18 protein-coding genes are annotated in these 20,378 nt (G+C 41.9%); all 18 read right to left on the bottom strand.

Annotated features, from left to right (window positions below):
- Positions 1 to 11: 11 nt before the first annotated feature.
- Positions 12 to 1,295, bottom strand: a complete 1,284-nt coding sequence (locus BLO53_RS07780; RefSeq protein ID WP_092060262.1) for a CdaR family protein — start codon at positions 1,293 to 1,295, stop codon at positions 12 to 14.
- Entirely contained in the window at positions 1,292 to 2,149 is an 858-nt protein-coding gene (cdaA, locus tag BLO53_RS07775) for a diadenylate cyclase CdaA (RefSeq protein WP_026489025.1), read from the bottom strand. The genes BLO53_RS07780 and cdaA overlap by 4 nt, the downstream gene beginning before the upstream one ends.
- A gap of 2 nt (positions 2,150 to 2,151) precedes the next feature.
- A complete protein-coding gene (locus BLO53_RS07770; protein ID WP_026489024.1) occupies positions 2,152 to 3,096 on the bottom strand; it encodes a hypothetical protein in 945 nt (314 codons plus the stop codon).
- Between the two features lie 4 nt (positions 3,097 to 3,100).
- Positions 3,101 to 3,496, bottom strand: coding sequence for a hypothetical protein (locus BLO53_RS07765; RefSeq protein ID WP_026489023.1), 396 nt, complete (start codon positions 3,494 to 3,496; stop codon positions 3,101 to 3,103).
- Positions 3,497 to 3,505: 9 nt separating this feature from the next.
- Positions 3,506 to 3,913: a class I tRNA ligase family protein gene (locus BLO53_RS07760; RefSeq protein ID WP_092060260.1), complete on the bottom strand. Its 408-nt coding sequence runs from the start codon at positions 3,911 to 3,913 to the stop codon at positions 3,506 to 3,508.
- A gap of 19 nt (positions 3,914 to 3,932) precedes the next feature.
- A complete protein-coding gene (locus tag BLO53_RS07755; RefSeq protein ID WP_092060258.1) occupies positions 3,933 to 4,703 on the bottom strand; it encodes a ComF family protein in 771 nt (256 codons plus the stop codon).
- Positions 4,687 to 6,957, bottom strand: a complete 2,271-nt coding sequence (gene recD2 / locus BLO53_RS07750; protein ID WP_092060256.1) for an SF1B family DNA helicase RecD2 — start codon at positions 6,955 to 6,957, stop codon at positions 4,687 to 4,689. The genes BLO53_RS07755 and recD2 overlap by 17 nt, the downstream gene beginning before the upstream one ends.
- Positions 6,958 to 7,122: 165 nt before the next feature.
- Positions 7,123 to 7,530, bottom strand: a complete 408-nt coding sequence (locus BLO53_RS07745) for a hypothetical protein (protein WP_026489019.1) — start codon at positions 7,528 to 7,530, stop codon at positions 7,123 to 7,125.
- A 30-nt stretch (positions 7,531 to 7,560) separates the two neighbouring features.
- Positions 7,561 to 8,397 carry a flagellar hook-basal body protein gene (locus BLO53_RS07740; protein WP_092060254.1) on the bottom strand — a complete coding sequence of 279 codons (837 nt, stop codon included), beginning with the start codon at positions 8,395 to 8,397 and terminating at the stop codon, positions 7,561 to 7,563.
- 115 nt (positions 8,398 to 8,512) lie between these two features.
- Entirely contained in the window at positions 8,513 to 9,343 is an 831-nt protein-coding gene (locus BLO53_RS07735; protein ID WP_092060252.1) for a flagellar hook-basal body protein, read from the bottom strand.
- 90 nt (positions 9,344 to 9,433) lie between these two features.
- Positions 9,434 to 10,426, bottom strand: a complete 993-nt coding sequence (locus BLO53_RS07730) for a rod shape-determining protein (RefSeq protein ID WP_013281982.1) — start codon at positions 10,424 to 10,426, stop codon at positions 9,434 to 9,436.
- A 190-nt stretch (positions 10,427 to 10,616) separates the two neighbouring features.
- A complete protein-coding gene (gene uvrA, locus BLO53_RS07725) occupies positions 10,617 to 13,493 on the bottom strand; it encodes an excinuclease ABC subunit UvrA (RefSeq protein WP_092060373.1) in 2,877 nt (958 codons plus the stop codon).
- 49 nt (positions 13,494 to 13,542) lie between these two features.
- Complete coding sequence (gene uvrB / locus BLO53_RS07720; protein WP_092060250.1) at positions 13,543 to 15,534, bottom strand: excinuclease ABC subunit UvrB; 1,992 nt, start codon at positions 15,532 to 15,534, stop codon at positions 13,543 to 13,545.
- Positions 15,535 to 15,611: 77 nt separating this feature from the next.
- Complete coding sequence (locus BLO53_RS07715; RefSeq protein ID WP_092060248.1) at positions 15,612 to 15,857, bottom strand: hypothetical protein; 246 nt, start codon at positions 15,855 to 15,857, stop codon at positions 15,612 to 15,614.
- On the bottom strand, positions 15,854 to 16,900 hold the full coding sequence (locus BLO53_RS07710; protein ID WP_092060246.1) for a serine/threonine protein kinase: 1,047 nt from the start codon (positions 16,898 to 16,900) through the stop codon (positions 15,854 to 15,856). The genes BLO53_RS07715 and BLO53_RS07710 overlap by 4 nt, the downstream gene beginning before the upstream one ends.
- A gap of 6 nt (positions 16,901 to 16,906) precedes the next feature.
- Positions 16,907 to 17,689, bottom strand: coding sequence for a PP2C family protein-serine/threonine phosphatase (locus BLO53_RS07705; RefSeq protein ID WP_092060244.1), 783 nt, complete (start codon positions 17,687 to 17,689; stop codon positions 16,907 to 16,909).
- 137 nt (positions 17,690 to 17,826) lie between these two features.
- Positions 17,827 to 19,143: a S41 family peptidase gene (locus BLO53_RS07700; protein WP_242875338.1), complete on the bottom strand. Its 1,317-nt coding sequence runs from the start codon at positions 19,141 to 19,143 to the stop codon at positions 17,827 to 17,829.
- Between the two features lie 18 nt (positions 19,144 to 19,161).
- Positions 19,162 to 20,364, bottom strand: coding sequence for a murein hydrolase activator EnvC family protein (locus BLO53_RS07695; protein WP_242875337.1), 1,203 nt, complete (start codon positions 20,362 to 20,364; stop codon positions 19,162 to 19,164).
- Positions 20,365 to 20,378: the final 14 nt, after the last annotated feature.

The following is a 20,378-nucleotide window of genomic DNA, read 5'->3' as shown; positions in this document are numbered from 1 at the left end:
ATAAAACCTCTTTATTCCTTTTCTTTTACAGTAACATAAGCACTAACTGCCGATTTAACATATACACCTTCTGGCAGTTTCCAGGAGATGTAACCATCATAGGTTCCGGCCTTTAGCTCTGTCAGATTATTGGCTGTCATTAGATCACTTATGCTGACTGAACCAGTAATATCTGACTCTTTTACCGCATCTATATTGCTCCTAAGTCCCTGAAGTGTCAAGGACACCTGAGTATACTCACTATCATCGATATAAACATCAAATCCGTCTACTGAACCGTCAATTGATATCTTATCGGTGCTGATATCAAAAGTTTTCTCAACGACCGGACCAATATACACTACTACAGAAGCTGTACCATTAAAATCACTGTCTCCAAAGCTGATTCCTGAAGGAAGCGCACTGGATAGATCAACCGAAGTAGTAAGATTAGCTGTAAGTCCAGCTACATCAAGACTATCATCTTCTACGATCAGTTCGTCAATGGAAGATATTGCGCTGCTCCTGCCTGCAACCAATACTTCATCAGGAGTAGAATCTATCTGCCCTGTAAGAGCATATCCAGTTGCCGGTTCACCCTTGACTATATACCTGACAGGAACATACTTGGTCTCCAGAATCTGAATGTTGACCCTTACAGTCCTTATGTTCATAGATACACCGGACTGAGCTATATCTAGAGCATTACCCTCAGCATCATACAGAACTATATCCGCATCAGTACCGATGTTTGATGTAAAGCCTGTTACATCTACGTCAACAGAAGCCTTCACTACACTGTTTACAAAGGACTCTGGTCCACTTATCCTGACCATATTCTGCTCTGTAGTAACATCACCTATAACATAGCCATCAGCTACTGTTCCGGAAGTCGAGGCACTAAGAGCAAGGCTCTTGCTGGCCTTTCTCTCAACGTTCAATTTGACCACATCTGAACTAAGAGAATAATTCTGAATCTTATCAACATACTTGTTGGTAGTCACATCAATCTTAACAGTATTGAGACTGGACAGATTCTGAATATCAGCAGTAGCAACTATGTTACTGGGGCTGAGCGAATCTATCACAGCTCTTGGAGCGTAAATAGCCACAGAGCTTATCGTATCACTGCCATCCAGTATTGTATAAACCTGACCCTTGTCAGTTATCAGGTTTCCATTCTTGATAGTTACCGGGATATTGGTGTATCTAACTGAAGTGATAGGGTCATTGATATTAGTTACCAAAAACCACACTATTACTGCAAATATCAGTGATGCCAGTTTCAATCCCCAGTTGGCTGTTAATTTCTTCATTTCCTAGCCCTGGCCTTTCTGGCAAAATGCTTGACAGGAGCATCTGTCTTGTGCTTGTTCTGAATAACTCTAAGCCTCTCTCGAAGTCTGTCACTGTCAACAGCTCTCTCAAGTTCTCCTTCATAGGCAACACTGATCTTGCCCGTTTCCTCAGATACTATGATAACAAGGGCGTCTGTTGCCTCTGATACACCGATACCTGCACGATGTCTTGTTCCAAGATCCTTACCAATCCCCATATTGTCTGAAAGAGGAAGATAACATGTGGCTGAAGTTATCCTGTTGCCTCTGATGATAACTGCACCATCATGAAGAGGTGTATTGTGTTCAAAAATATTGATAAGGAGCTGGCTTGTTACTATTCCATCCACATCAATTCCTGTTCTCTCAAACTCAGTAAGAGGGTGGCTCTGCTCAATAACAATAAGAGCTCCTGTTCTCACCTTCCCCATCTCTACGCAGGCTCTTGTGATCTCATTCAAAGTTTTATCTGAGAATCTCTCTTCTACTCTGCCATCTCCGATGGTAAAGAAATTCGATATAAAGTTCTTTCGTCCCAATTCCTCAAGTGCCTTTCTAAGCTCAGGCTGCAATATAACGACCATAGCAGTGATGGCTATTCCTACTACCTTTTCAACAATCCACAAAATAGTGGTCATATTGAAAATAGCTGCAATAAGTATAAACACAACAATAACTATGACCCCTTTTAGAAGAGACCATAGTCTTGTATCCTTGGCCCATACCAAAATGTGATATACAAGAAATGCTATGATAAAGATTTCAAGCACATCGAAAAATCTTATGGTGGGCATGTGTAAAGTTGTTCTGTTAAAATCAAAAAGAAAATCCATAATTATCTATGCCTTTCCTTGGCACGATTTATTCTTTTAACCCTTCTCTCTGGAGCAGATACTGTAACCTTTGGAACTGCCTTAACATAGTAATAATAGTCATCGTCTTCAAACTGAACCTTCTCAGTTCTGCTGTAGTCCACATTAAATGCAAAGAATTCCACAACAAGCATCAAAGCAGCTGAAACTACTGTTCCAACTATAACTCCAAAGAAGGAGATATTTGTCTCGCAAACCAAATCTCCGATAAGGATACAAACTATAAGGCTGATTGCTCCAGCACCAATAGCTATTCTCCAGGAATGATCTATAGAAGATCTGCGAATCACATATACCAGAATAAGAGCTACTGCAAACGCTACTATCATGACCATCATGGCCTTATCTCCAAGAATACCCTTAAGAACTGCCTGGAACTGATTGGATGCTTCCTCAACGTCTGTTCCAAGCTTGGCAACATTAGCTCCTGATGAAAAATATGTGATCATGTAATAAATGATAACTCCAAAAGATACGGAAACGATGGATGTAGGAAGTCCCAAAAGTCCCATAGCCAGTGGCATCACATATGGAATATGCAAATAGAAAAATATTGGTGTAAGGAGTACTGCCAATGTATCCTTTGGAGAAAATCTAAAGTATAAAAGGAACATAAGCAGCATAATGATAGCAGCTATAAGTGCACTCTCTACAGCCAGTGAATACAAGTGTCCCAGCATAAACACTGCAGCCATCAGGACAATGCAATTGGATGGCAGAATAGCACACAACAAAGAAGCCATCAGGACAATAGCTATGTTATTAAGTGGCTGCATATAGCCCAACTTGTTATTGATAACAGCTATTGTTATAAGGGCAAGAACAAATTTCCAGACATAGGAAATGTAGGTTTCGTATTTAATATAAAATTTGTTGATGTATTGCTTGAGTTCAAGTAATGAAGTCATATTATCAATCCTTTTTTTCGTACATTCTAGCTAGCTTTTTTAAATTTCCATAATATGTCTTCATACTCTTTCGCATTTTGGAATATCGATATGAATAAATGACATATGATGCAAGTGAATACACGCCAACAAGCAGGAGGTATAGTATCAAGTACCTCCTGCCAACTGACAATAGATTCTCTGTATTATAGAGGTTTGATAATACCTCTTCAAAATTACATAGAACATAGGTGCCAAGAAAAATACCATATACAATCGTTGCACTTATCACTGACTTTATAATGTTATAGCCTATATAGTCACTCTTAAAATAAGTGTTTATAGAATCGTTCTTCTTACCTTCTCGATCTATGAATGCAGCCATTTTGGTCATCAAAATGACTTTTTCTTCATCCAACATTGCTACTCCTTATGTATCCAGGAAGCGCATTCCAGCCTTACCTTCCTTCTTGACTGGTTGCTGAATTGCAGGCTGAGGCTTTGCAAATGTATTATTCAAGTTGTTAGCCATAGATGCCTTACATTTAGCACAGTATCTTCCTGTCTGTATTTGTGCTCCACAATTCTCGCACTGTATCTGAAGTGGAGAATCAGAAGTAAACATCAAACGCTCTTCACGAATCCACTGCTGAATCTGCTTGGTAGTAACACCATTTTCTTCAGCAATCTCTTTGAGCCCTGCTCTTGGATTATCGACTATGTACTGCTTTACCTTTTGGAAATCTTCCTCTATAGCCTTCTTACAGGCATCACACACAGGCTGACCTCCAATGTAGTTAAACATTTTACCGCATCTTGCACAATTCCGTAAGTTCATATAGTGACCTCCGTCTATTTTAAGTAGTTTGCCCGATTGCTAATGTCAGAAAGTATATCTTCCTGGTACCGGCAATCCGAAACTCATGGGCGATCTCGTCAATAGTACTTCCAGTTGTATAGATGTCATCGATAATAAGTATGCACTTAAATTTTACATCATTTCGCGTTATATTAAAAGCCTTTTTCAAATTATTGCGGCGTCCGCGGGCATCAAGTTCCTTCATAGGAAGGGTATTTTTATTCCTGACAACAGCATCTGTATACACAGGAATTCCCAACTCTCTCCCTACCATTTTGGCAAGAACTTCTGCCTGATTATATCCTCTTGTAAGTTGTTTACCCTTGTACATTGGAACCGGTATTATAGCATCTATCCCAAGACTTCGGATAGCCTTGCCATAACGCTCATATACAGCTCTTCCATAAAACCTTGCATATTCCTGTCTTCCCATGTACTTAAATTTATACACAGATCCAGAAATACTTCTGTAGTCAAACACCGAAAAACCTCTGTCATAAACGTGTCTGACCCGATTGCAATCGTAACAGAATTCCTTACTACTATCTGCCTGCCCAAGGGGTTTTCCACATTTCATGCATGTTGCACCCCTTACGTACCTTATCTTCTTTTTGCAGTTGTCATGGATCAGCTGCCCAATGATCAGCTTTCCATTTCTAATCTTTATGGATTCAACAATATCATCACAAACCGGGCATCTCCTTGGAAAAATTGCCGTGACAACGCCCTCTTTTAAATCCCATATATTATCACTAAATTTCTGAAGCATTAAAAAACTCTTCTATCCTATCTCTAAGTCCTGTATATCTCTTTAACTGCTGCTCATTATCGACCATGCTAAAGAGTGTCTGGCTACTTCCAAGTATGCACACTGTGCTCTTGGCCCTTGTAACCGCCGTATACAGCAAGTTCCTGTTAAGAAGCATTCTGGGCCCGCCCAGGATTGGCATGACAACTGCAGGGTACTCACTTCCCTGGGACTTATGAATTGTAATAGCATAGGATAGCTCAATTTCATCAAGATCAGAAAAAGGATATCTGACCCTTCTGTGCTCGTCATATTCCACAACTACATCCTGAGAATACTCATTTATCTCTCTTACAATACCCATGTCGCCGTTAAAAATCCCTGTTCCCGAGTCAATAGGTACGTTATATTTGCCCACAACTTCCCATTCTGCCTGGTAGTTATTCCTGATCTGCATTACCTTATCACCCTCACGGAGAATCAAGTCCCCGTAGGTATGCTCTTTTTTGGAAGGTGCCGGAGGATTAAGATATTCCTGCAGTACCAGATTAAGCTGTATCGCGCCAAGTGGTCCCTTTCTCATAGGCGTAAGGACCTGAATATCATAAGCATTAGCTCCCACATACCCTGGGAGTTTGTCTCTTATAAGCTGTATCATGTGCTTATAAATGACGTTGCTGTCATCTCTTTCCAGAAAAAAGAAATCCTTGCTCTTATTATCAAGAACAGGCATCTCACCATTGTGGATCCTATGAGCATTCATTACAATATCGCTCTCTTCTGCCTGTCTGAATATCTTTTGCAATATGATTGTTGGAAACCTGCCACTCCTTATAAGGTCACCCAAAACCTGCCCTGGCCCAACGCTTGGCAGCTGAGAGCTGTCTCCCACCAGAATAAGATGAGTTCCCGGAACAAGAGCCTTTAATAAGGCGTAAAAAAGATGAATATCAACCATAGACATTTCATCTATGATAATGGCATCCGCCTCCAGGGGGTTATCTCTGTTCTTTTCAAAATGAACTCCGCCAGACCTTACATCATCATCCTCACTAACTTGTCCTGAAACCTCAAGGAGTCTGTGAATTGTCTTGGCTTCATAACCTGTCGCTTCCGTCATCCTCTTTGCAGCACGCCCGGTTGGCGCAGCCAGCATAATATCCAGTCCCTCACTGGCATAATAATTTATGATTGTGTTGATAGTAGTAGTCTTACCAGTACCAGGACCACCTGTAATGATCACTATTCCATTGGAAATGCTCTTTAAGACTGCTTCTCTTTGAAGATCATCTAAGGATATACCTCTCTTTTCCTCAATTTCGCAGATTTTTTTGAGATATCTTTCCTTCTCAGAAGCTGACACCTGTTCAGTCAGATTAAGTTCATGAAGCATAGCGGCACAGCCCTGTTCTTCATAATAGAAACTTGCAGCAAAAATATTATTTTCATTCTTGCTGATAAGCTTCTTTTCCATCATAAGGTTTCCTATCTGCACCTTAATGTTTTCCTTGTCAAAAACAGCCTCCGGTCCACTGGATAATATCCCTATAGTCCTATCTATCAGCTGTTCCAGGGGCAGATATGTATTGCCATCAAGAGATGCCTGTAGCAGGCAATATAGGATTCCTGACTTGATCCTGTATGCGGAATCAACTGCTATCCCAACCTTTCCTGCTATTTCATCTGCAGTCTTAAAACCAACACCGCTGATATCATCCGCCAGCTGATAAGGATTCTCCTTGATAATGTTATATATCCTGCTACCGTACTTATTAAAAATCTTCACTGCAAGGGTGTTGCTAATTCCATACTGCTGCAAAAAGATCATGGCATCACGCATTTCTCTTTTCTCAGCCATCTGCAATGCTATATCTCTGGCCTTTTTCTCGCTTATTCCCTTTATCTCTACAAGCTGGAGCGGATCCTCTTCTATGATCCTAAAAGTATCATCTCCGAATTTCTTTACAATCTTGGCTGCAAGGGCCTCTCCAATCCCCTTGATAGCACCAGACCCCAGATAGCGCTGCATCGAAACTGCATCATCCGGAACCACTTCTCTGAAGCTATCTACCTTGAGCTGTTCTCCATAAACAGGATGTGTCACATAGTTTCCCTTTATCTCCAGAAAATCCCCTACATCCGCATTCTTGAAATTACCAGTACAGATGATCTCATCTTCATCCGTCACCAGGTTCACTACTCCATAGCCATTCTCTGCATTCTTGTATATAAAATGTTCTATATATCCCTTTACTATTTCAAGTTCTTCTGACATGTTTCTGATTAATTCCTCATATTTGTTCGAGTCAAAACATATAATTATTTATGATATAGGAAATTTCTCCGAAATTCCTATATCATCATATGATACCACAATAAAAAGCGCATAATTCTTAATCTTTCTTAAGAATTATGCGCTAATAAGTTCAAATGAATCCGTTTACTCGTTTGACTCAGTTTCCACCTGGCCTGGAGCCTGTGGTATGTCGTAATTTCGTTTGAGATTTTCATACAACATCTGGGCAAATCCGTTACTTTGCTTCTCTACAGCTGTAGCTGTAATATCCTGAAGAGTCTGTCCTTTAAAGTAATCAACCAGCGTCTCGTTAGATTTATCACCACTTTCTGGTTTAAGTGCATCTACAGACTTTTGCATTTCTTTAAACATCTGCTCAAGGAAATATGCTTCAAAGCTCTTGCAGGCTGCCCACAGTTCATCATCAGAAGATTTGTCTGAAACATTTTCAAGTTTCTTCTGAAGTGCAATAGTGGCAGCATTCTTGCTTTCGTTTGCTGCAAATTCAGTTATGGCCGTAGCATTAAGTCCAGTGATATCCAATCCTGCCATGTTTATCCCCCATTGGCCTATTGCCATCTATTATCTCTTCAAGCTGTTAGCTGTCTGCATCATCTCATCTGTAGTCTGTATTGCTGTAGAATTCATTTCATAAGCTCTCTGTGCAACAATAAGATTAACCATTTCCGTTGCTACATTTACATTTGATCCCTCAAGGTAACCTTGAACAATCTCACTTGGCTTTATACCATTTCCAGCAGCTGTGCTTTCTTTTATCACAGCACCACTTGCAGCAGTTTCTTTCCAGGCTGCACTTCCAACTCTTTCAAGTCCTTCCCTGTTAGGGAACTGGTACATTTCAATCTGGAAATTCTGTATCTGCTGTGGAACACCATCTGCATCAGGATAATAAATCTTGCCATCGCCGCCGATTGTTATACGGCTAGCCACAAGGTTTCCTGTAACTCTTATCTCCTGATCATCTATTCCAAGGACCTTATTACCTTCTGCTGTTGTAAGGACAAGGTCTGTGCCGCCAGTCTCTGCTAATGCCCAGGTAAAGTTACCATTTCTTGTATAGAGCTGTGTTGTTCCATCTGTATCAAGATAACCAAAGAAACCATCACCGCTGATAGCCATGGCTGCCGGATTATCACTATTTAAAAAAGATCCCTGTCTAAAAAACTGGTTTATTGTAGAAGTACGGACACCAAGTCCCACTTGAGAAGTCGTTGGCTTCGGATCTCCGTTAGCTGTAGTTGTAACGGTCTGAAGCTCCTGATATAGAAGGGATTTAAATTGTGCTCCCTGTGCCTTGTAACCTGTCGTATTGACGTTTGCAAGGTTATTAGAAATTGTATCTACATTTGTCTGCTGTGCATTCATACCTGTCGCAGCGGACCATAAGCTTCTTACCATAAGCCACCTCCGATCGAGATAAAAAGTATTCTTACCGTCCTCCGTGACTGGTAATCTCTGCTCTTTCTTTATATCGGTTCGTTCCCTATGATATATTATTAAAACTTTCTAAATTTTATCCAAGTCGTCCAAGCTGGTTAGCTGCAATATCCAAGGTACCATCAATTGTAGTTATCATTCTCTGGTTAGTATCATAATTACGCTGAACAGCAATCATTGTAACCATCTCATCTACAACAGATACATTAGACTGTTCCAAAAAACCCGGATAAATTGTGTAGGTTGCATCAACTGTAGCAGCGCCATCTATCGGAATAAAGAAGTTCTCTCCATAGTGCTCCAAGTTGTCATAGCTTATTCTTCCATCAGGATAAACAGTCTTCTCAAAGTCAAAGACTCCGACTCTAGCCACTACTTCACCATCCTGAACAATCTCACCAAGAACATTGATCTGCGTTGAAAGGTTAGGATCAAGCTGGATCCTTCCGCCCTCTGCTGACAAAACATAATCCCCGTCTTGTGTTACAAGAAAACCTTCACTGTTAAGAGTAAAGTTACCGTCCCTAGTGTACATTGTATTTGTAACACCGGCTGTATCTCTTTCAATATTAGCAGCCTTATTCGTGTATTCTACACCAAAAAAGCCATATCCACCGATAGCGAGGTCGAAGGTATTATTAGTTTCCCTCATTGGCCCCTCTGTCCAGTCGACATAGCCTTCTCCAATTTTTACACCAGGATTAATGATGCCCAGTCCACGTGCAGTGTTAGGGGCATCAGTATAATCCTTTATTTTCAGCGCAAGTTGATCTCTAAAAGCCTGAGCAGTTGCGCCTTCTTTTTTATAACCATTTGTGTTGGCATTCGCAAGATTGTTGGTGAGCACATCCATTCTGTGTTGCTCGTTGATCATACCGGTGTAAGCAGTGTATAGACCCTTTACCATACAATTTCCTCATACCATCCTGGTCTTATCGTTAGACGTTCTATCCGTGAACGACAATTGCTGCAATGCAGCCATTTTAGTTACAACAGATCAGTCCTCGTGATATCCAACAATGAATTCTACATAACGGCCTGTTCCTATGGCAACTGCTGTCATAGGATCCTCAGCGGTCATAGTGTTGATACCAGTCTTGGAATAGATAAGATCCTCAAGTCCACGAAGAAGTGCTCCACCACCTGTAAGAACAATTCCTCTATCCGCGATATCTGCAGCAAGCTCTGGAGGAGTGTTCTCAAGTACACTGTGGATAGCCTCAATAATCTGCGATGTAGGCTCTCTAAGTGCTTCCTCTGTCTCTTCAGATGATACTCTTACTGTCTTAGGAAGACCTGTTACAAGGTTTCTTCCTCTGACATCCATGTAATCATCCTCAGCACGTGGATAAGCTGATCCAATCTTGATCTTAATATCTTCAGCAGTACGATCACCAATCAAAAGATTGTGTTTCTTTCTCATGTAACGTACGATAGCTTCATCGAAATCATCACCAGCAACCTTAACAGATGTGCTGACAACTGTTCCACCAAGGGAAATTACTGCGATATCAGATGTACCACCACCTATATCAACAATCATGTTTCCACATGGCTTTGTAATATCAATACCTGCGCCGATAGCTGCTGCAATAGGTTCCTCGATAGTCTTAACATCTCTGGCACCGCAAAGTCTAGTTGCATCCTCAACGGCCTTCTTCTCAACCTCAGTAGCTCCACTTGGTACACATACTGCTATGAAAGGCTTACGATGTATTCTGCGTCCAATAGCCTTCTTGATGAAGTATCTCATCATCTGCTCTGTAATTTTGTAGTTAGAGATAACGCCCTGACGAAGTGGTCTGACAGCAACAATGTTGCCTGGTGTACGGCCAAGCATAAGTCTGGCATCCTCACCAATAGCCTTGATCTCTTCTGTATCTCTGTCATAAGCCACAACTGATGGCTCTTTAAGTACTACGCCCTTGCCTCTAATATAAACAAGTACAGAGGCTGTTCCTAAATCAATTCCAATATCTGCGTACTGCATAATTCCTAAGTACCCCTTTCAAATGTAAAGCAAAACACTACAGTTCTGCCAATTAGCTCATAATATCACTACGATTATAAACCAATTTTATCGCCTTGAAAAGAGGGCCTTCCATCCTAATGTTATATCGGCTGATATCAGCGCAAACTTTAGGGGGACATGCGTACATGTCCCCCTAAAACTCAAATACTCACTTTAACATTTTCTTTATATATGCACCTGTATAGGATTTCTTGCACTTTGCAACCTCCTCTGGAGTTCCCTGCACTACCACAGTTCCTCCTCCAGATCCTCCTTCAGGTCCCATATCGATGATATAATCACCTGTTTTTATTACATCCAGGTTGTGCTCGATCACAACCACTGTATTGCCCTGTTCTACAAGCTTGTGCATTATCTTAACCAATTTCTGCACGTCCGCAAAGTGAAGTCCTGTAGTAGGCTCATCCAGAATATAAACCGTCTTACCAGTTCCAACTTTGCTAAGCTCTGTAGCCAGTTTGATACGTTGTGCTTCACCACCGGAAAGTTCTGTACTAGGCTGTCCAAGCTTTATATATCCAAGTCCTACATCATAAAGAGTCTGGATCTTACGCTTTATTGTCTTGACGTTTTCAAAGAATCCCAGCGCCTCCTCAACGGTCATATCAAGTACATCGTAGATGCTCTTTCCCTTGTACTTTACTTCCAAAGTTTCGTGATTATATCTCTTTCCACCGCATACCTCACATGGAACATAGACATCAGGAAGGAAATGCATCTCTATCTTGATTATTCCATCACCGCTGCAGGCTTCACAACGTCCGCCCTTAACGTTAAATGAAAATCTTCCCTTCTTATACCCTCTTGCCTTGGCATCCGGAGTACCTGCAAAAAGATCTCTGATCATATCAAATACACCCGTATAAGTAGCTGGATTTGATCTTGGGGTACGTCCGATTGGAGACTGATCAATAGCAATAACCTTATCAACCTGCTCAAGTCCCTCTATTGCCTTGTGCTTACCAGGTATTACTCTCGCCCTGTTAAGCTCTTTTGCCAGGCTTTTATAAAGAATCTCATTAACAAGTGAACTTTTTCCTGATCCGGAAACGCCAGTTACAATAGTCATAACGCCAAGCGGAATCTCCACATCAATATTCTTGAGGTTATTCTCCTGAGCTCCTATCACTTTGATAAAACCTGTGGGTGTGCGCCTCACGTCAGGAACTTCAATCTTAAGCTTTCCAGAAAGATACTGACCAGTTATGGATTCCTTGACTTCCATTATCTCTTCTGCTGTTCCGCAGGCAACAATCTTGCCTCCGTGTGATCCTGCTCCAGGGCCAACATCTACAATGTAATCTGCTGCCCTCATAGTATCTTCGTCATGCTCAACCACTATCAGCGTATTACCAAGGTCTCTAAGGTTCTTTAGAGTATTAAGCAGCTTATCATTATCCCTCTGATGAAGGCCTATACTAGGTTCATCCAGTATGTAACATACTCCGCAAAGTCCTGAGCCAATCTGTGTCGCAAGTCTTATTCTCTGAGCCTCGCCGCCTGAAAGAGTACCTGTCGCTCTTGAAAGAGACAGATAGTTAAGCCCCACATCTATAAGAAAGCCTACTCTTGCTCTTATCTCTTTGAGTACCTGAGCTCCAATAAGCATCTGCTGCTCAGAAAGTTTCAGGTTCTCAAGATAGTCGTGGAGCTCACCAATCGACATAGAGGTGATCTCAAAAATGTTCTTGTCATCAATAGTTACCGCAAGAGATTCCTTTTTAAGTCTCTGACCGCCGCATAGTGGACAAGGGGTGATTCTCATGAATTCCTCGTACTCCGCCTTCATGTTCTCAGAAAAGGTCTCTTTATATCTCTGCTCCACATTCTTTATCAGGCCATCAAAAAGAACCGGATAATCCCCAACTCCTCTGCTGCCTTCATAGTGTACCATGACCGTCTTGTCTGCCCCATGAACCAGCATATGTCTTACCTTTTCAGGAAGGTCTTTGTAAGGAGTATCAAGACTGAACTTATAAGCCTTGGCAAGAGCCTTTAAGGTAGCATTACTAAAGCTTCCCTCCTTGTTGGATGACTGCCATCCCATAACAACGATACAACCGTCATTTAGGGAAAGGGATTTATCCGGAATCATAAGATCCTCATCAAATTCCATCTTGTAGCCAAGTCCAAAGCAGTCAGGACATGCTCCGAATGGGTTGTTAAAAGAAAAGCTTCTAGGCTCAATTTCCGGAATGCTTATTCCACAGTCAGGGCAGGCAAAATTCTGACTAAAGCTAAGCTCTTTGCCATCCACAACATCCACCAGAAGAAGGCCATCAGCCAAAGCAAGTGCGCTTTCCACAGAATCTGTAAGTCGTCTTCTAAGGTTCTCATTGTCTTCATGAACTACGATTCTATCTACAATGATTTCGATAGAATGCTTGATGTTCTTATCAAGCTTTATCTCTTCCTCTGATATTTCATACTGGCTTCCATCGATCCTGGCTCTTACATAGCCAGCTCTTTTAGCTCTGTCGAGTGTCTTGGCGTGTTCACCCTTCTTACCCCTTACAACTGGAGCCAGGATTTGGATCTTGGTATTCTCCCCAAGCGCCATGATCTGGTCACACATCTCATCTACAGTCTGCCTTCTGATCTCACGACCACAGTTAGGGCAGTGAGGAATACCAATCCTGGCATACAGAAGTCTGAAATGATCGTAAATCTCAGTAACAGTTCCTACTGTTGACCTTGGATTTTTGTTAGTGGACTTCTGATCAATGGAAATAGTTGGCGAAAGCCCTTCTATCCTCTCAACATTAGGCTTGTCCATCTGTCCTAAAAACATTCTGGCATAGGAAGACAAAGACTCCATATAACGTCTTTGTCCCTCTGCAAAAATTGTGTCAAATGCAAGCGATGACTTACCCGAGCCTGAAAGTCCCGTAAATACTGTAAGTGTTTCCCTTGGAATCTTGACACTTACATTCTTTAAATTATGTTCATTGGCACCACGAACTCTTATATAATCATGAATATCAGAGGGTAGTATCCTCTTGGTCGTGGTGTTCTTCTTGGTCATATTTCTGTTATCTGTACTCATATTTCACTCCTGATCAGTAAGTAGTCCCTTACTTACCTTCCGTTAGATCATTAAGTATCTTCTTCAACTCGATCATCTGGTCACGCAGAGTAGCCGCAGTCTCGAAATCAAGCTCTGTAGCAGCCCTCTTCATCTTCTTCTGAACATCACCAATAAGTTTCTCAAGTTCTGCCTGATCCATAGACTCTGGATCCTTCTCAAAGCGTACTTCTTCCTTGGCAACTGCCTTGGTAACCGCGATAAGATCACGGACTGCCTTCTTGATAGTCTGAGGTGTTATGCCATGCTCCTTATTATATTTCTCCTGAATGGCACGACGTCTCTTAGTCTCGTCAATAGCCTTCTGCATTGAATCAGTCATGTTATCAGCATACATGATGACTCTTCCCTCAGAGTTTCTGGCTGCACGTCCTATAGTCTGTATCAAGGATGTTTCTGAACGAAGGAAGCCTTCCTTGTCCGCGTCAATGATAGCCACCAGAGAAATCTCAGGAATATCAAGGCCCTCTCTAAGAAGGTTGATACCAACAAGTACATCGAACACATCAAGTCGCATATCCCTGATGATTTCAGACCTCTCCAGAGTATCAATATCTGAATGAAGGTATTTTACTCTGATCCCTGACTCTGCAAGGTATTCAGTAAGGTCCTCTGCCATGCGTTTGGTAAGCGTAGTAACAAGCACCTTGTTCTTCTTGTCAACTTCTGTCCTGATCTCACCTATAAGATCATCTATCTGTCCCTCAACAGGGCGTACAGAAATCTCAGGATCAAGAAGTCCTGTGGGCCTTATAACCTGCTCTGCTCTCAACAGTTCATGTTCTTCCTCATACTTACCAGGTGTAGCCGAGCAAAATAGCATCTGATCTATATGGGATTCAAACTCCTCAAAGTTAAGAGGTCTGTTATCCAATGCAGATGGAAGCCTGAATCCATAATCTACAAGAGTAAGCTTCCTACTTCTGTCTCCGTGGTACATGGCTCCAACCTGAGGAATAGTCATATGTGACTCATCAACTATGATCAAAAAATCTCTATCAAAGAAGTCCAATAGAGTAAGCGGTGGTTCCCCAGGCTTCATAAAATTGAGATGCCTTGAATAATTCTCGATTCCAGAGCAAAATCCCGTTTCCCTCATCATCTCAACATCAAAGTTTGTTCTCTCAGATATTCTCTGGGCCTCAATAAGCCTGTCCTCGCCCTTGAAAAACTTTATCTGTTCCTCAAGTTCCTTCTCTATATTGTCACAGGCCATATTTATCTTCTCCTGTGGGACAACATAATGGGAAGCTGGATATATCATCACATGGGTAAGTTCGCTCCTGACCTTGGCTGTAACTGGTTCTATCTGACAGATCCTGTCTATCTCATCTCCAAAAAACTCTACTCTTATAAGATAGTCATCCGCGTTGGCAGGGAAAATCTCCACTGTATCGCCTCGAACTCTGAAATTACACCTGTTAAGATCCAGATCATTTCTGTCGTACTGGATTGCCACCAGATCCTTGATAAGATCATCTCTGTCCTTCTGCATTCCTGGTCTCAATGAAATAGACATACCCTTGAATTCCTCCGGGCTGCCCAGTCCATAAATGCAGGAAACACTGGCTACAACTATGACATCCTTCCTCTCTGCAAGTGAAGCTGTAGCGGAGAGTCTCAACTTGTCTATCTCATCATTTATGGCCGAATCCTTGGCTATATAAGTATCAGTCTGGGGAACATAAGCTTCTGGCTGATAGTAATCATAGTAAGAGACAAAATACTCTACGGCATTCTCCGGGAAGAATTCCTTCATCTCGCCATAAAGCTGTCCAGCCAGCGTCTTGTTATGGCTTATTATGAGCGTAGGCTTGTTAAGAGCAGCTATTACATTAGCCATAGTAAAGGTCTTACCTGAACCTGTAACGCCAAGCAGGGTTTCAAACTGGTTACCCTGTTTGAAACCCTCCACCAACTCTTTTATTGCCTGAGGCTGATCGCCTGTAGGCTTAAATTCACTGTGTAATTTGAACTCCATATCGATTCAGTTCCTCTCTGGAGCAAGTATAACATTTTATACAATCAAAGTCCACTATTTTTAGAACATTTGTTCTTTTATATGCTGAGATTCAATGAATCGTAGGTATATACAAGATCCTGCTCTATAACAAAATCCTCTTCCGCAAATTCCCGGCTATAATCTGTACTTTCAAGAAGCTGGGTCGTACACATAGCTGCCGTAGCTTTGCCTTCCTTTGCCTTAACAGGCTCCTCTGCATCATCCCCTAAAAGGCTTCCAACTCCCAGTATCACCACCAGAGCAAAAAGAACTATCACAAACGTATATACAAAGATTATCATTTTTTCTGTAAAACCTCGCTATCTAATATGTTTTCCACCTGGCCCTCTATCCAGATTCTTGCAGCAAAAAGTCTTTCTCTGACTGCAGGAAGCCTAACTGCCATATCATTAGCAGCTGCCTCTCTTACAGCCTCTCCTTTTATAAGGCAGCCTGAAATTACAAGCGACATCATAACTGCCGCTACCACAACCTTGATCCCGCTTTTGGCCTTTCTTAGCCTTACCTTCTTTGGATATTCCAAAAGAGCTTTCTCAATCTCTTTAACTGACCTAAATCTATCCTCTCTGTCCGGCCTTGTGCACTTTTTGATTATCCCTAGAAATTCTGGAGAAACGCCCTTTATGCCCTTCTTTAAAAAAGATGTAACTTCCTCCTGGTCACCAACATTTGCTCCTGATACCAACTGCAGAAGTGTCATTCCCAGGCAGTAAATATCAGTCCTCGGATCAGTCTGTCCAAGATTTCCAAACTGCTCAGGCGCTGCAAATCCTAATGTTCCAAGATTCAGAGTATCTGACTTTTCCAAAGCCTCATAAAATCTTGCTGCCCCAAAATCAATGAGGCACACGTGGCCATCAAGCTTTCTGACTATATTGGCAGGCTTGAGATCTCTGTAGATAACTGGCTGCCTTCTACCGTGCAAATACCTGAGTATCTCCGCAATTTCGCATCCCACTCTGGCAGCCTCTTTTTCCGTTAGCACACCCTCCGCAAAAAGAACTTTCTCAAGACTTATACCTGGTATAAATTCAAGCACTATGCCGTCAGAGCTTCTCTGGTACAACTTAGGAATTCCTTCGTGGTCTAGCCCTTCAAGGATTCTAGCCTCGTTGTCCAGGTTTTTCTTCTCTGCAAGAAGCTTTCTCATGGCTTTAGCATTCTTTTCGCCAGCTTCTGCATTTTCATATTTACCTGCTTCCCATAGATTTCCACTCTTACACATCTTCACAGTGACTTTTCTTCCTGTAAAAATCTCTTTTCCCAGAAAGACTCTGCTGTTTCCACCGCTTCCAAGAGGCTCTAGTAGCTTAATCTTGTCCATAATACCTCACATTTCCAGGCACATGGCTGCTACCGAAATATTATCCTCTTCGTTTCTTGAAATAGCCAGATTCGCCAATTTCTTGCATTGATCCAACATATCTGCATCAGTTATGCACATCTGAGGGCAAAGCTTTGTCCTCATGTCTTCTGCTGAAAGAGTCCGCCAAAAGCCATCACTGCAGGCGATAATAGTAGTATTTCCTTCTATTGTTCCTCTTTTTACCTCTGGAACAGGGGCATGACTCGTTCCTATGCACTGTAGTAGAACACTCTTTTCCTGATCATTTATAGCCTGACTCTCTGTGATCATTCCCTTATCTATCTTGTCCTGCACCAGACTCTGATCCCTTGTGAGTCGCACTACTTCCCTGCTCTTAATTGCATAAAGTCTTGAATCTCCTACGTTAACTGACATATATTTATTTCCAATCTGCAAAAGAGCCGTAAGCGTGGTTCCAAGCTGCAGGCCTCTATGCTTGCCGTACCTTCGCAAGTCCCCGTTTATTCTGCTGATCATTCTGACAAAAGAGCTTTCTATGGCATCCCATAATTCACTTTCCGACATATTCTGCATAAGGCTCAGCTCCTCATGAAACCAAGACTCCAAGGTCCTTATTGCCTTGCAGCTTGCTACCTCACCTCTGGAAAGTCCGCCCATACCATCACATACTGCCACAAAAGATATTCTTCCATGGTTTCTGGTATTTGCAACCTTCACAAGCGCAGAATCCTGATTAATGTTCCTGGTCTGACCAACGTCAGTATAAATACATGCTTTTACTTTCATAAAATCCCTTTCCTTACTACAAACAACAATCAAATCCTAAGTGGAATAAGTGCTCGATACGAGCTGTTGAATAAAAAGAAAAAACTGTGCCTTTTTAGATAAAAAAGACACAGTCATGAATAATACTATTTATGAAATTATTTGTCAAGCATCTCCTGCATAACCTCTAGAGCCTTGTCAAGCTGAGTATCTGTCTTGTCTGCAGCATAAGCTTCAGGATCATATTCGACCTCTATATCAGGTGCGATTCCAACGCCATGGATATTGACGCCGTTTGGTGTAAAGTAGCTGCTGACTGTAAGTTTAACTGCGGTTCCATCTCTAAGGTCAAATATCCTCTGGACAATTCCCTTGCCATAGGTTGTCTTACCTACAAGAGTTCCTTTCTCATAATCCTTGATAGCCCCAGCAAGAATCTCGCTTGCACTTGCTGAATATTGGTTAACCAGTACAACTACAGGAATATCGATCTCGTTTTCTCCATCGCAGTTGTAATCCTCTCTGTTACCATCTCTGTCCTCGGTGTACACTATTACGCCCTTGGGAAGAAGCTGCCTTGCTATATCGCAGACAGTAGAAAGGTTTCCGCCCGGATTGGATCTAAGGTCAATAATCAGGCCTTCTATATTCTGGGCGCGAAGCTCAGCCATTCCCTCTATAAACTGTTCAGTAGTAACTTCGTCAAACTCTGTTATCTTAAGATAACCAATGTTATCTTCATAAACCTGTGTGCTTACTGTAGGAACCTCTATCTGTGCTCTTTCTACATCAACTTCAACATTTTCTGTTTCACCTGATCTTACAAGAGTGAGATGTACTGTAGTTCCAGCTTCTCCCTTGATCATCCCAACAACTTCTTCAAGTGAAAGGCCTTCAGTAGAAACCTTGTCAACCTGATAAATTATGTCATCCACACAAAGCTGTGCTTCCTCAGCAGGGCTTCCAGGCATAACCCCTGAAATTCTGGCCATTTTAAGAGTATTATCAAAGCTAACATAGGCACCTATTCCAAAGTAAATACCTTTGGTGCTGTTCATTATCTCATTGAGTTCTTCCTCAGTGTAATAAACTGAGTAAGGATCTCCAAGGGAATCCATAAGTCCCTTGTACATTCCATTTATCTCTTCCTGTTTATCCACATCTGTCTTGTAATAGTAAGTATCTATAACGCTCTCAAGAGCCTTTATCTTGCTTGCCACAGACTCATCCAGGATTTCACTATTTTCAAATCCAAGACTTGCGGCGTAATTGGCCCTTGTATAATACAAAAGATAAAACGCAAGGGAAGATACCACCAGAACTGCCACCAAAAATCCTACCAGTATTCCAGCTATAAATCTTCCTGCAAGCTTTCTGTCTTTAACATTTTCTTGCCTTACAGGATTTTCCTTAGTAAGTATCTCATCAACGGACATGGCCTCAGGCCTTGTCTCATTTAAATCTTTATTGTCCACTTATTTATACCTCAAAAATTATTTTAGATAGTTCCACGGGCTGACATAGGCACCATTTAGTCTTACACCAAAGTGAAGATGGTTTCCAGTCGACCGGCCAGTAGTACCTACTGCTCCAATCTTGGTTCCTGCTGTAACGTCCTGTCCTTTTGAAACATAAAGCGCTGAACAGTGCATATAAACCGTATAAAGACCTGCGCCATGGCTTATCATTATGTAGTTACCCATTGAGCCTTCATAAGCTGCAGCCACTACTGTTCCATTATAGGCCGCAAGAATAGGTGTTCCTCCCGGAGCTGCAAGATCAATACCATTGTGCATCTTCTCAATTCCAAGAGTGGGATGCATTCTCATTCCGTAATCATCAGAGATTCTGGTATATCCCGGACATGGCCAGGTGAACATTCCGCCATCATATGTATACCTGCTATATAGCGCAGCTTTGTCTGCAGCAACCTCTCTTTCCAGAGCCGCTATAGCTGCATTCTCAGCCTTGATCTCTTCCTCGTATTCCTTGATAGCCGCCTCTTTGTCTGTGATGTTAGCCTGCACAGTATTAAGCTCTGAGCTCTTTTGCTGCAGGAGGGTCTCAAGATTAGCCTGCTCCGACTCTTTCGTCGCCTTAGCTTCATCCAGAGTTTTCTTTTCCTCTTCAAGAGCCTGCTTGGTCACAGAGATCAGCTGCGTAGTAGCCTTATATTCCTCGAGCTTTTGCCTGTCGTAGGCTGACAACATCTCAATATAGTCCGCCTTATTCAGCATCTCCGCAAAACTTCCAGATTTCATCAAAAGCTCCATGTACATCGTATCTCCACGTTCATACATGAACTTGATACGCTTCTTCATGGCCTCATACTGATTCTTCTGAACCTCTTCCGCTGCAGCCAGTTCAGCCGTAGTCGTTTGGATCTGCGCTTCTTTGGCAGTTATCTGCTCATTAAGATTATCGATATTACTCTGAACCTCAGTTAATGAGGAATCTATCTTGGTAATATAGCTATTCAGATTAGATTTGCTAGTTTCAAGCTCCTTCTTGACCTTCTCAAGATCCGTCTTGGCATTTTTCAAGGAATCCCTTTCCTTTTTCGCGTTGGAAATCTGATTTTCCTTTTCCTTGATGCTCTCCTCCGTGACCTCAGCGTGAACAATTATGTGATTACTCCCGCACAAGGTCAGTATCATGACCAGGCTCAACAGAGCGTACAGAATTCTCTTTCCCAAAATCCAAACTTCCT

Origin of the sequence: Butyrivibrio sp. INlla14 (assembly GCF_900102515.1) — a bacterium.
GTDB lineage: Bacteria > Bacillota > Clostridia > Lachnospirales > Lachnospiraceae > Butyrivibrio.
The sequence above is the reverse complement of the archived record's forward strand: the minus strand, read 5'-3'. Positions and strand labels throughout refer to the sequence as shown.